Origin of the sequence: Streptomyces sp. NPDC094143 (assembly GCF_040303825.1) — a bacterium.
In the GTDB taxonomy this organism is placed as follows: Bacteria; Actinomycetota; Actinomycetes; order Streptomycetales; family Streptomycetaceae; genus Streptomyces.
In genome coordinates this window covers 58,645-70,465 of sequence record NZ_JBEOTZ010000015.1, presented here as the reverse complement: position 1 = coordinate 70,465, position 11,821 = coordinate 58,645, and the positions used below count along the sequence as shown (strand labels likewise).

Annotated in this window: 12 protein-coding genes and 2 pseudogenes; 1 reads left to right on the top strand and 13 read right to left on the bottom strand. The window is 70.1% G+C overall.

The genetic code is table 11. The annotated features are described in order from the left end of the window. Positions 1-85 precede the first annotated feature (85 nt). The 8 genes and pseudogenes from ABTZ58_RS20325 to ABTZ58_RS20290 form a co-directional block, all read right to left on the bottom strand. Positions 86-496, bottom strand: a complete 411-nt coding sequence (locus ABTZ58_RS20325; RefSeq protein ID WP_351358270.1) for a DUF6113 family protein — start codon at positions 494-496, stop codon at positions 86-88. After that, entirely contained in the window at positions 493-1,353 is an 861-nt protein-coding gene (gene mshB, locus ABTZ58_RS20320; RefSeq protein WP_351358267.1) for an N-acetyl-1-D-myo-inositol-2-amino-2-deoxy-alpha-D-glucopyranoside deacetylase, read from the bottom strand. Before mshB ends, ABTZ58_RS20325 begins: the two co-directional genes overlap by 4 nt. A gap of 50 nt (positions 1,354-1,403) precedes the next feature. After that, the gene (locus ABTZ58_RS20315) at positions 1,404-1,544 is read right to left on the bottom strand and encodes a hypothetical protein (protein ID WP_351358265.1); all 141 of its coding nucleotides are present in this window, start codon (positions 1,542-1,544) and stop codon (positions 1,404-1,406) included. A 222-nt stretch (positions 1,545-1,766) separates the two neighbouring features. Next, positions 1,767-2,384 (bottom strand): Uma2 family endonuclease, encoded by a 618-nt coding sequence (locus ABTZ58_RS20310; protein ID WP_351358262.1) that lies wholly within the window; start codon positions 2,382-2,384, stop codon positions 1,767-1,769. 52 nt (positions 2,385-2,436) lie between these two features. Beyond that, positions 2,437-2,875, bottom strand: a pseudogene (locus tag ABTZ58_RS20305) (helix-turn-helix domain-containing protein); the annotation flags it as partial. A 378-nt stretch (positions 2,876-3,253) separates the two neighbouring features. Then, positions 3,254-3,778, bottom strand: a pseudogene (locus ABTZ58_RS20300) (N-6 DNA methylase); the annotation flags it as partial. 190 nt (positions 3,779-3,968) lie between these two features. Next, positions 3,969-4,352 carry a hypothetical protein gene (locus tag ABTZ58_RS20295; protein ID WP_351358259.1) on the bottom strand — a complete coding sequence of 128 codons (384 nt, stop codon included), beginning with the start codon at positions 4,350-4,352 and terminating at the stop codon, positions 3,969-3,971. Between the two features lie 157 nt (positions 4,353-4,509). Further along, positions 4,510-4,704 (bottom strand): hypothetical protein, encoded by a 195-nt coding sequence (locus ABTZ58_RS20290; RefSeq protein ID WP_031103282.1) that lies wholly within the window; start codon positions 4,702-4,704, stop codon positions 4,510-4,512. Between the two features lie 177 nt (positions 4,705-4,881). Between ABTZ58_RS20290 and ABTZ58_RS20285 the strand changes: the two genes are divergently transcribed. Continuing rightward, positions 4,882-7,005, top strand: coding sequence for a S9 family peptidase (locus tag ABTZ58_RS20285; protein WP_351358256.1), 2,124 nt, complete (start codon positions 4,882-4,884; stop codon positions 7,003-7,005). A 151-nt stretch (positions 7,006-7,156) separates the two neighbouring features. Here ABTZ58_RS20285 and ABTZ58_RS20280 read toward each other — a convergent pair whose 3' ends face one another. The 5 genes from ABTZ58_RS20280 to ABTZ58_RS20260 form a co-directional block, all read right to left on the bottom strand. Beyond that, the gene (locus ABTZ58_RS20280; RefSeq protein WP_351358253.1) at positions 7,157-7,546 is read right to left on the bottom strand and encodes a VOC family protein; all 390 of its coding nucleotides are present in this window, start codon (positions 7,544-7,546) and stop codon (positions 7,157-7,159) included. A 67-nt stretch (positions 7,547-7,613) separates the two neighbouring features. Next, positions 7,614-8,762, bottom strand: a complete 1,149-nt coding sequence (locus tag ABTZ58_RS20275) for an ABC transporter ATP-binding protein (protein WP_351358250.1) — start codon at positions 8,760-8,762, stop codon at positions 7,614-7,616. Next, on the bottom strand, positions 8,755-9,813 hold the full coding sequence (locus tag ABTZ58_RS20270) for an ABC transporter ATP-binding protein (RefSeq protein WP_502996109.1): 1,059 nt from the start codon (positions 9,811-9,813) through the stop codon (positions 8,755-8,757). The genes ABTZ58_RS20275 and ABTZ58_RS20270 overlap by 8 nt, the downstream gene beginning before the upstream one ends. Positions 9,814-9,824: 11 nt before the next feature. After that, positions 9,825-10,787 (bottom strand): ABC transporter permease, encoded by a 963-nt coding sequence (locus ABTZ58_RS20265; RefSeq protein WP_502996108.1) that lies wholly within the window; start codon positions 10,785-10,787, stop codon positions 9,825-9,827. Next, positions 10,780-11,709, bottom strand: coding sequence for an ABC transporter permease (locus tag ABTZ58_RS20260; protein ID WP_351358247.1), 930 nt, complete (start codon positions 11,707-11,709; stop codon positions 10,780-10,782). The genes ABTZ58_RS20265 and ABTZ58_RS20260 overlap by 8 nt, the downstream gene beginning before the upstream one ends. Positions 11,710-11,821 lie beyond the last annotated feature (112 nt).

The window sequence follows — 11,821 nt, the reverse complement described above, 5'->3', positions numbered from 1 at the left end:
TACTGGCCACTTCTGACCCGTATCTCAGGACCGCTGGGGAAAGTCACACCGGACCCCCACGGGCGCGTCGCGGCGAAGTGGTACGTCACTTGCCAAGTCGGACGTGGTCGTCGTCCGGTTGCCGTCCCGGTCCGACGGTGGCGCAGATCACAGCCACGAGGATGCCGCCGAGGAGGAAGAGATAGGAGCCGCTCCCCGCGGCGAAGAGGAAGTCGCCCTCGGGGCGGCTGGCGGTGAGCAGCACGACGGAGAGCATCCAGCCGGCGGCGGCCGCGACGCCCCCGGAGCGGCTGTGGATGAGGCGGGCGGCGCCCAGGACCAGCCCGGCCTCGCCGGCGAGCGCGAGGATCAGGCCGCCCGGGAACCATCCGGGCTGCACGAGCGCCCCGGCCGTGCCGGTGACGGCCCCGAGCACGAGGAATCCCAGGAGGGCGGCGGCCCGTCCGGCGGACGGGGGCCGCATCGGCTGGGCGAGCATCGGGCCGCGGTCGCTCATGACGCCTCCTCGATCCCGGCGAACAGGTCCGTCTCCCGCTCCCCGGCACCCCGCTCGCCGCGCACCAGCTCGTAGTACTCGGTCGTGAGGATCGGCTGGGCGAGTTCGTTGGAGAGCACGAAGTAGGGCTCGGCCACGGTGATCTGGGTGGCGTGGGCGCGCATCGCGGCGGCCTTGGCGGCGGCGTGGGCGGTGCCGTCGATCACGGCGGTGATCCGCTCCTCGGGCACCACGCCCGGGACGTCGTCGACGGCGGCCGCCTTGGCGAAGGGCGTGCCGGGCAGGTCCTCCCGGAGCCGGTCGAAGGCCTCCTCCACGACGGGCCGGGGAACGCGGTTCCAGTAGACCTTCGGGATGCGCCAGCCGGTCTCGGCGGCCAGTTCGGCGGCGCGCATGGCCACGCGGTGGGCCTGGATGTGGTCGGGGTGGCCGTAGCCGCCGTCGTCGTCGTAGGTGACGAGGACCTGGGGGCGTACCTCGTGGATCACCTCGACGAGGTGGGCGGCGGCCTCGTCGACGTCGGCCTGCCAGAAGCAGGCGGGGTCGTCGTTGTCGGGCAGGCCCATCATCCCGGAGTCGCTGTAGCGCCCGGCGCCGCCGAGCAGGCGGACGTCGCGGACGCCGAGCAGGGACATGGCGGCGGCCAGCTCGCTGCGGCGGTGCTGGCCCAGGGCGGCGCCGGACAGGTGCGCCAGCTCCGGCGGGATGACCTCGCCGCGTTCGCCGAGGGTGCAGGTGACCAGGGTGACGTGGGCACCCTCGGCCGCGTACCGGGCCATGGTCGCGCCGTTGTTGATCGACTCGTCGTCCGGGTGCGCGTGCACCAGCAGCAGACGACGGCCGGGCTGTTCCGTCATGGACCCCACCCTACGAGGCACCGCGATGTTGTGTGTCGCGCCCCGGCTTCTCAGCCTTGGTCGTCCAGCACGTGGGCGATGCCCAGGGCGATCCGCTCGTGACGAGCTTGAGGACTTCGGCGATCTTCCGAGGCCGCCGCCCGGTAGAAGTCGTCGATGTCGATCGTGGGCGACCGGAAGGGTGTGAGCATCCGCCCTTCCTTCACCGTGCCCGGGCGTACGAGAGGTTCGTCATGAACGCCTCGAACTGACGCGTCCGCGGTCTGGAAACAGCCATGTGCATCCCCGCGATCACTCTTCGCCACGATCTTCACGAGCACGATCGCGGAGCCGCCGGGGGGCCGGTCGAGCCGGAGAGCGCGGTTTGGACGAAGGCGACCGAAACCGGTTCCCTCGTTTCCGGATCGGCCCCCTCAGGACTCGGGCTCTTGACCGTATTCGCCTTGATAGAGCGGCAGACCGCTCGTCGGAATGGTCCACTCGCCGATGGTGACGTCCTCGCCGTAGACGAAGTCCTTGCGGGTGGCGTACCGCGGTCCGTCGGGCGTGGGGTGGATGTCGGTGAGAACCGCGCCGGTGCCGGTGCGGGGGTCGAAAATCGCGTAGACGGGGATGCCGAGCAGCGGGTAGTCGCGCATCTTGCCCACCCAGTCGTTGCGCGGGTTGGACCGGGAGACGACCTCGATCGCCGCGATGAGCGTACGGGCGTCGAAGGACCCCTCGATGTCCATGTCCTCTTCGGCGATCACCATGATGTCGGGGCGGCGCATGACGCCCTCGGGTTCGTCCTCCACGTCGGGCTCGCCCGTGTGGGCCACGATCTCTTCCGGCATCACCTTCTCCAGGCGCTTCCGGAGTCGCAGTGTGGTCAGCTCGTGCCGACCGCTGGGCAACATCATGTCGTGGACGATCCCTTCCTTGGTGATCTCGAACTTGCCCGGCAACGTGTCGTCCGTGGACTGAACGAAGTCGCGCATGGCCCGGTACAGGTGGGAGGCGCCCTGGTGCGCGTCATCAGGTGCGATGGTCATGGCGCTCGCTCCTCGTCGTCTGTGCCCAGGGGTAAGGATCGTCGCTTTCATGCTAGGCGGCCTCCTGAAGATCGGATCGGCAGTCGCGGCAGCGGGTTCCAGGGTCGGGTGAGCGAAAGGCCCGGTCGCAGCCGTCGCAGTTCCGCATCGGGTGCCGTGCGAGCGGCCGGGCGTCGGCCGGTGCCCGGAACGGGGGTGAGGGCGGAAGCTGGACGGCGAGGCGGTGCGCCAGGAAGGCGGCGGGGCGGCGTACACCCTCGGGCGGCAGGTCGGCGGTCAGGGCGCGGCGTACGGCGGCGGGGGCGACGTCTCGCTCCAGCCCACGCGGCGACGCCGGGGGCCAGGTGGGCCGTGTCGCAGGCGGAGAGGAGCAGCCGGGGGTCGTGGCGGTGGAGGTCCGCGAGGAGGCCGGTGGCGGCCTGGAGGAGCGCGGGGGCGGGATACGCGGGGCTCGGCACGGCGGGGAGGGGCTTGCGGGGCGCTCGTTCCTCGCGCGGCGGCCTGTGCGACGTGCTCTCCTCGCACACCTCCCGCCTCTGCGGTGCCTTTGCCGCTCGGGTCCGCGGATGTTCACCCGCCCGAGTGAGCGTGGGCCCCGGGTGGGAGGGGTGGGTTCGGTGGGGTGCTTTTCCCCTGAGTTCTTTGTCCTTCAGCCGCCGACGGCACCGGAGCGTGAGGATGCGGGTTCCGGTGGCGTGAAGCTCAGTTCGGCCCAGACGGTCTTTCGCGGGAAGCACCGTTGAGGACGGGACAGATCCGGGCGCAGGCCCTTCCGCCCGGGGAGACACTGGCCCTCATCGAGCGATTGCTGGGAGAAACATGATCCGCAACGCCTCCGCCGACGCGGTCGGGGGCTGACCCGGCGGCTCCTACTCGACCTCGACCTCCGGTACGTCCACGTCGCCGCCCAGGGAGCGGGCGATGGCAGTGAACTCGTTCAGGGCGGACTGGAGGTCGCGGACGATCTCCTCGGCGATCACCTCGGGCGGCAGGCCGCTGTCGGCGTCGTCGAGGGCGGGGTCCTTCATCCACGTGATGTCGAGGTTCACCTTGTCACGAGCGATCAGTTCCTCGTAGGTGAACTTCTTCAACGGCCCGTTCTCGTCCTCGGACTCGACGCGTGATGAGCGGGGTTCGCCCGAACGGTAGGCCGTCACGAAGTCGTCCAGGTGGGCGCGGGTGAGCGGGCGCTGCTTGAGCGTGAAGTGCTGGTCCGTGCGGAAGTCATAGACCCACGTTTCGGTCGTATGGCGCTTGCCGTCGGCGCGTGGGGGCTTCTTCTCGAAGAACAGAACGTTGGCCTTGACGCCGCCCGCGTAGAAGATGCCAGTGGCCAGCCTCAGGATGGTGTGCAGGTCGAACTCGTCGAGCAGCTTGCGGCGGACCCTTCTCGCCCGCGCCGCCCTCGAAGAGGACGTTGTCGTCGCGGTCGTACTCGGTGTCCTGCTTCTCGGTCTCGCCGTCCTGGCCGATCACGGTGATCGCGGACTTGCGGCCGAAGGGCGGGTTCGCGAGGACCAGGGTGGCGTGCTTGCCGCTGAGCTGTCAGCGAGGGCGTCCCCGACGGTGATCAGACTCGGACCGTCACTTTTGCTGATGCCGTGGAGGAGCATGTTCATCGCCGCGAGACGGGCGGTGCTCGTAACGAGCTCGGACACGCCGGTGCCCCTCGAGCGCCTTGCGCAACTCCGCGATCTCCCGGGGGCCGGCCTCCGGCGTCTCATCGGGGAGGACAGGCGGAACGAACGCGGTCACCGCGCGGGTGCCGCCCGTGGCCCGGTCGAAGAGATCGCCCAGCTGCCAGCACAGCTTCAGGGCTTCCAGGGCCTTGGTGGTGTCGAAGAGGTGGTCGTGCGCGGCGTCATCACGACCCCGGCGCAGCTTGTGGAAGGTGTCGCGACTCCAGCCGACGAGAACACCGGCCCGAGTGAGCGCGTTGATGCGGTCGACTTGGTTCGTCCCCTCCACGTGGCCGTCTGTCCACGCTGTCGTCGCCCACGTGCCGCCCCTGGACCCTCGTACGTGTCCGGCCGCCAAGCGTACGGACACGGACACGAGGACGCCGGGCATCGGCAGCCGAGGCGCGGACCGGTCAGGGAGGAGGCCCTGACCGGACGCGCGGCGGTCAGAACTTGATGCTGCCGATCATCCCCGCGATGTTCGTCGTCAGCTCGTTGATCGTGGGAGCGACGGTCGAGGAGGCGAGGTAGAAGCCCAGCAGCATGCAGACGATCGCATGCCCCGCCTTCAACCCCGACTTCTTCACCAGCAGGAAGACGATGATCGCCAGCAGCACCACCGCCGAAATCGAGAGTGCCACGGCGGCTCACCTCCAAAGATCCACAAGGGCGCGGGGGGTCGGACTATGGGGGCATTAAATCCGTACAGCAGCCAGCAGGTTCATACCCACTATGCGACATTGATCATAACTATCCGTCCGTGCGCATCGATCGGCGCACGGCCGCACAAGGGGGCGCATGGCCAATATGGTCAGGGCATGACGACCGAGCCTGACTCCTTCCCCCGCCGGCACGCCCGTACCCAGCGCTTCACGCTCGGCGCGCCGCGTTCGTTCACCGTGGCACCCGACGGTTCGCGTGTCGTGTTCCTGCGCTCCGGTTCCGGTACGGACCGGGCGAGTTCGCTGTGGGTCCTCGACACGGACGAGGGCGCCGAGCGCGTGGCCGCCGACCCGCGCGCTCTGCTGGGCGGCTCCTCGGAGGACCTGTCCGCCGAGGAGCGGGCGCGGCGCGAGCGCAGCCGCGAGGGTGGCGCCGGCATCGTCGGGTACGCCACGGACACGGCCGTCGAGCTGGCGTCTTTCGCCTTGTCAGGGCGGCTTTTCACGGCGGAACTGCGGGCCGGGACGGCGCGCGAGGTGGCCGTCCCCGGGCCGGTGATCGACCCGCGTCCCTCGCCCGACGGGCGGTACCTGGCCTACGTCGCCCGGGGCGCCCTGCGCGTGGTGGGCGCCGAGGGTGAGGGCGACCGGGCGCTCGCCGAACCGGAGTCGGAGAATGTCTCGTTCGGTCTGGCGGAGTTCATCGCGGCCGAGGAGATGGGGCGTTCGCGGGGGTTCTGGTGGGCTCCGGAGTCGGATCGCCTGCTCGTGGCGCGCGTGGACGACACGCCGGTGCGGCGGTGGTGGATCTCCGACCCGGCGCATCCGGAACGGGAGCCGCAGCGGGTGCCGTACCCGGCTGCGGGCACCGGCAACGCGGACGTCCGGCTGTTCGTGATCGGCCTGGACGGGGTGCGCACGGAGGTCGCCTGGGACCGGGCGCGCTATCCGTATCTGGCGCATGTGCACTGGTCAGCGGCGGGTGCGCCGCTGCTGCTGGTCCAGGCGCGCGACCAGCGCAGCCAGCTGATCCTGGCCGTGGACCCGGAGTCGGGCGCGACCCGGATGGTGCACGCCGACGAAGATCGAACATGGCTTGATCTTTTCCCCGGGGTGCCGTGCTGGAGCCCGTCCGGGCATCTGGTCCGGATCGCGGACGAGGGCGGTGCTCGGGTGCTGGCGGTCGGGGAACGGCCGCTGACGGGGGCGCAGTTGCACGTCAGGGCCGTGCTGGACGTCTCGGACGACGACGTGCTGGTCTCGGCGTCGGCCGGCGAGGAGGCGGCGGATGCGGAGACGGGCCAGGTGCACGTGTACCGGGTGAACGAACTCGGCATGGAGCGGGTGTCGCAGGAGCCGGGCGTGCACGCGGCGGTGCGCGCCGGGGGCGTGACCGTGCTGGTGTCGGCGGTGCTCGACCGCCCGGGGGCGCGGGCACAGGTACTGCGCGACGGAAAACCGACGCTGGCTGTCCGTTCGTACGCAGAAGACCCCGGTATGTCCCCCCGCGTGACGCTCACCGAGGGGGGCGCACGCCGCATCCCGTGCGCCGTGCTTATGCCTCGGGACTACGCCGGTGACACCCCCCTGCCGGTGCTCATGGACCCGTACGGGGGCCCGCACGGGCAGCGGGTGGTCGCGGCCCACAACGCGCACCTCACCTCGCAGTGGTTCGCGGACCAGGGCTTCGCGGTGGTCGTCGCGGACGGGCGCGGTACACCGGGCCGCTCCCCCGCCTGGGAAAAGGCGATCCACCACGACTTCACCGTCTCGCTGGACGACCAGGTGGAGGCGCTGGAGGACCTCGCGAAGCGGTACCCGCTGGACCTGTCCCGGGTGGCGATCCGCGGCTGGTCCTACGGCGGCTGGCTGGCGGGCCTGGCGGTGCTGCGCCGCCCGGACGTCTTCCACGCGGGGATCGCGGGCGCGCCGGTGACGGACTGGCGCCTGTACGACACGCATTACACGGAGCGCTACCTCGGCACCCCGCAGGAGCAGCCGGACGCCTACGCGCACAGCTCCCTGGTCACCGAGGACGGCCTCTCCGCCCCGGCCGCGCCGCACCGCCCCCTGATGGTCGTGCACGGCCTCGCCGACGACAACGTGGTGGTCGCCCACGCCCTGCGCCTGTCCTCGGCCCTGCTGGCCGCCGGCCGCCCCCACGAGGTGCTGCCGCTGTCCGGCGTCACGCACATGACCCCGCAGGAACAGGTCGCGGAGAACCTGCTCCTGCTCCAGGTCGACTTCCTGAAGCGCTCCCTCGGCCTCACGGCCCCCTGAGCGCACGGCGACGGGCCGGGGCGACATGGCGCGCCCCGGCCCGTCTACGGCACCCGCACGGCCGTACGCCGACCAGCCTGACGCGTCCGTATATCGGGACCGGGTCGGCGAAGTTGCCTGCGTGTTAACGCAGTTGCGGGGGTTTGCGGGGCTATGCGACGTCCGACGCCACGAGTTCCACCTCGAAGCCGTCCGTGTTCGCGAGGTAGGCCGCGTGGTGCCCGGGGCCGCCGGCGTACGGGTAGCGGTCGGCGAAGAGGGGCGTCCAGCCGTGGCCCGGCGCCTCGGCGGACAGCGCGTCGACCCGCCCCGGAGAGCCCGCGTGGAACGCGAGGTGATTGAGCCCGGGCCGCATGCGGTCGTGCTCGGGGGCGCTCATCGCCGGCGACCGCTCGACGACGAGGTACGCCGGGCCGAGCCGCCAGCTGCGGCCGTGTTCCCACTCCTGGTACGGGCGCCAGCCGAGACGGCCGAGCAGCCAGCCCCACTCGCGGACGGCCCGGGACAGGTCGGGCACCCACAGTTCGATGTGATGCAGCACGCCGGGATCCTCCGAGACGCCGGTTCCCGGCACCCCTGGGGGGATGCCGGGAACCGGGAGCCGAGGCTCAGGCCGCGTGGACCACGTCCTTCTCCTCCGCGAAGTGGCACGCCGACTCGTGGGCCGCCGGGGTGTCCGCGCCCTTGAAGCGCTCCGGGACCGCCAGCAGCGGGACCTCCTCGGCGCACTTGTCCTGCGCCTTCCAGCAACGGGTGCGGAAGCGGCAGCCCGAGGGCGGGTTGGCCGGGGACGGGACGTCGCCGGTGAGGATGATCCGCTCGCGGTGCGCGCGGGCGTCCGGGTCGGGGACCGGGACCGCCGACAGCAGCGCCTGGGTGTAGGGGTGCGTCGGGTGGTCGTAGATCTGCTCGTCGGTGCCGATCTCGGCCATCTTGCCGAGGTACATCACGCCGACCCGGTCCGAGATGTGCCGGACGATCGACAGGTCGTGCGCGATGAAGATGTAGGAGAGGTTGAACTCGTCCTGCAGGCGCTCCATCAGGTTGATGACCTGTGCCTGGACCGACACGTCCAGGGCCGAGACCGGCTCGTCGCAGATGATGATCTCGGGGTTCAGGGCCAGGCCGCGGGCGATGCCGATGCGCTGGCGCTGACCGCCGGAGAACTGGTGCGGGTAGCGGTTGATGTACTCGGGGTTGAGGCCGACCACGTCGAGGAGTTCCTGCACCTTGCGGCGCCGGTCGCCCTTCGGGGCCACCTCGGGGTGGATGTCGAACGGCTCCCCGATGATGTCGCCCACCGTCATACGGGGGTTGAGCGACGTGTACGGGTCCTGGAACACCATCTGGATGTTCCGGCGGACCGCCTTCAGCGCACGCCCGGACAGCTTGGTGATGTCCTGGCCCTTGTAGAAGACCTCGCCCGCGGTCGCCTTCTCCAGCATCATCAGCAGCTTGGCGACCGTGGACTTGCCGCAGCCGGACTCGCCCACGATGCCGAGCGTCTCGCCCTGGTAGAGGTCGAAGGAGACACCGTCGACGGCCTTGACCGCGCCGACCTGCTTCTTGAACAGGATGCCCTGGGTGAGCGGGAAGTGCTTCACCAGGTTGCGCACCTGGAGGATCGGCTCGCCCCGCTCGACCGGCGCCTCGATGGCGGCGACCGCCTCCGACTCGGAGGACGCGTCGACGACCTCGACCTCGGAGACGTTCGGCGTGGCGTCCTGCGGCTCGTCGGTCTTGCCGAGCTCAGCCATGGATCGTCTCCTTCCAGAAGTGGCACGCGCTGCCGCGGCCGACCAGCTCGCCGCCGTCCCGCTCGGTGACGGGGTGCAGCGGCGGGACGTCCGTACGGCAGATGTCCTGCGCCATGGGGCACCGCGGGTTGAAGGCGCAGCCGGAGGGGATGCGCGTCAGGTTGGGCGGCAGACCCTTGATCGCGTACAGGTCCTGGCCCTTCTGGTCCAGGCGCGGGATCGAGTCCAGCAACCCCTTCGTGTAGGGGTGCGCGGGGCGCTTGTACAGCTCGTGGACCGGGGCGCGCTCGACGATGCGCCCGGCGTACATCACGGCGATCTTGTCCGCGACGTCGGCGACCACGCCGAGGTCATGCGTGATCAGGATGAGGCCCATGTTGTACTCGCGCTGCAACTCCGCGAGCAGGTCCATGACCTGGGCCTGGACCGTCACGTCGAGGGCCGTGGTCGGCTCGTCGGCGATGATCAGGTCCGGCTCCAGGGCGAGCGCCATGGCGATCATGATGCGCTGGCGCATACCGCCCGAGAACTGGTGCGGGTAGTCGTTGACCCGGGCGGACGCGGCCGGGATCTTCACCCGGTCCATCAGCTCGATCGCCTTGACCTTGGCGTCCTTCTTGGACATGCCCTGGTGCACCCGGAACATCTCGCCGAGCTGGTAGCCCACGGAGAGCACCGGGTTCAGCGAGGACAGGGCGTCCTGGAAGATCATCGCGATCTTGCGGCCGCGGATCTTCCGGCGCTCCTCGTCGGACATCTTCAGCATGTCCTGGCCGCGGAAGAGGATCTCCCCCTTGGGGATGCTCCCGGGCGGCATGTCGAGGATGCCCATGACCGCCTGCGCGGTGACGGACTTGCCGGAGCCGGACTCGCCGAGCACGGCCAGCGTCTCACCGGCGGCGACGGAGTAGTTGACGCCGTTGACGGCCTTGGCGACACCGTCGCGGGTGCGGAACTCCACGTGCAGGTCGCGGACTTCGAGCAGCGGGCGGCCCGTGTCCCCGGAACCGTCGGCCGCGGGACTGCCGGCCACTTCATCGATGATGGTCACGTACGCCTCCCTCAGCGCAGCTTGGGGTCGAGGGCGTTGCGTACCGCATCGCCGAACATCAGGAACGAGAGCACCGTGATCGAGACCATCACCGACGGAATGATCAGGGTGTGGGGGGCGATCCGCAGCTGCTCGCGTCCTCGGGCCACGTCGCCGCCCCAGGACACCGCCGTGTCACCGAGACCCACGCCCAGGAAGGACAGGGTGGCTTCGGCCGCGATGTAGCCGCCGAGCGCGATGGTCGCGACGACGATGATGGGCGCGAGCGCGTTGGGCAGGATGTGCCGGAGCAGGATCCGGGACGTCGAGGCACCGAGCGCCTTGGCGGCCACCACGTAGTCCGCCTGCTTGATGGTGATGACGGCACCGCGGGCGACCCGGGCTATCTGGGTCCAGCCCAGGAAGGCGAGGGCCATGATGACGACCCAGACCGTGCGGTCGTCGAAGGAGTTGAGCACGACCAGGGCGCCCAGCAGGAACGGGATGCCGAGGAAGATGTCGGTCACCCGCGACAGCAGGGTGTCGGTCCAGCCGCCGAAGTAGCCGGCGATCATGCCGATGAGCGTGCCCAGGACGGTGACGGCGAGGGTGACACCCACACCGACGGTGATCGAGGCGCGGGCACCGTAGACGACCCGGGCGTAGATGGAACGGCCCTGGACGTCGTAGCCGAGCCAGTCCGGGGCGAAGAAGTGCCCCCAGTTCGGCTTGCCCAGGTAGTGCTTGGCCAGGTCGGCGTCGCGCGGCGAGGCGCTGGTGAACAGCCCCGGCCACAGCGACATCACGAGCAGGAACACGATCAGCACGGCCGAGATCACGAAGAGCGGGTTGCGCCGCAGGTCGTGCCAGGCGTCGGACCACAGGCTGCGCGGCTTGTCCGGAGCGGGGCCGGCGTCGGCCACCATGACGCCCGCGGTGCTCACGGTGTCACCGGGAAGGGCTTCGACCTTCTTTTCGACGGTCTTGTCAGGCATACCGGATCCTCGGGTCCAGGACCGCGTAGAGCAGGTCGACGATCAAGCTGGCAGCGAGGTAGATGAGCACCATCAGCGAGGCGATTCCCACGACCGTGGCGCCCTCGCGCCGGCTGAGCGCCTCGTAGATCTCGACACCGATACCCCGCACGTTGAAGATGCCCTCGGTCACGATGGCGCCGGTCATCAGGTTGCCGACCTCGATGCCGAGGAAGGTGACCACGGGGATCAGCGAGTTGCGCATCAGGTGGACACCGATCACGCGGCGGCGCGGCAGGCCCTTGGCCACGGCGGTGCGCATGTAGTCGGACCGCAGGTTCTCCGCGATCGACGTACGGGTCAGCCGGGCGACGTAGGCGAGCGACAGCGACGCCAGCACGGTGGCGGGAAGCGCGAGCTGCGCGAAGTCCGTCGAGTCGGTCACGGTGGGGGTGGTGACCGACCACTTGAACGCGAACAGGTACTGCAGCAGGAAGCCCAGCACGAAGGACGGCATGGACACGAGGACCAGGGTCAGCGTCAGCAGTCCGCGGTCGCGCAGCGTGTCGGGGCGCAGACCGGCGACGACACCGAGGCCGATGCCCACGAGCGTGACGAAGGTGAAGGCGAAGATCGTCAGCCTGATGGTCACCGGGAACGCGTCGGTGATGATGTCCGCGATGGGCCGCTGACTGGCGATCTGCGTACCGAAGTCACCCTGCAACAGGTTGGTCATGTAGTTCACGTACTGCTGCAACAGCGGCTGGTCGAGGCCGAGTTCCTTCTTGATGCCCGCGACCACCGTCGGGTCGTACGCCTGATCCCCCATCATCGCCCGGACGGGATCGCCGGGCAGGGCGTACATCATGCAGAAGATGAGCAGGGTTGACCCGATGAAGACCGGGATCATCTGGAGCAGTCGTCGTGCGACATAGCGCCCCATAGGTGCCTCCGTGAGGGGTTAACGCAGGTGCGGGGGCCGTCTCCGGTCGGCGAGACGGCCCCCCGTACCTCCCACCGCCGCCGGAGCGGCGGCGGGTCTACGGCCGAGTGGG

Bases quoted from the DNA above. Each gene is read 5' to 3' on its own strand.
- ABTZ58_RS20275 (WP_351358250.1), bottom strand. From the start codon at position 8,762: ATGGCTGAGCTCGGCAAGACCGACGAGCCGCAGGACGCCACGCCGAAC.
- ABTZ58_RS20325 (WP_351358270.1), bottom strand. From the start codon at position 496: ATGAGCGACCGCGGCCCGATGCTCGCCCAGCCGATGCGGCCCCCGTCC.
- ABTZ58_RS20265 (WP_502996108.1), bottom strand. From the start codon at position 10,787: ATGCCTGACAAGACCGTCGAAAAGAAGGTCGAAGCCCTTCCCGGTGAC.
- ABTZ58_RS20285 (WP_351358256.1), top strand. From the start codon at position 4,882: ATGACGACCGAGCCTGACTCCTTCCCCCGCCGGCACGCCCGTACCCAG.
- ABTZ58_RS20315 (WP_351358265.1), bottom strand. From the start codon at position 1,544: ATGCTCACACCCTTCCGGTCGCCCACGATCGACATCGACGACTTCTAC.
- ABTZ58_RS20260 (WP_351358247.1), bottom strand. From the start codon at position 11,709: ATGGGGCGCTATGTCGCACGACGACTGCTCCAGATGATCCCGGTCTTC.
- ABTZ58_RS20310 (WP_351358262.1), bottom strand. From the start codon at position 2,384: ATGACCATCGCACCTGATGACGCGCACCAGGGCGCCTCCCACCTGTAC.
- mshB (WP_351358267.1), bottom strand. From the start codon at position 1,353: ATGACGGAACAGCCCGGCCGTCGTCTGCTGCTGGTGCACGCGCACCCG.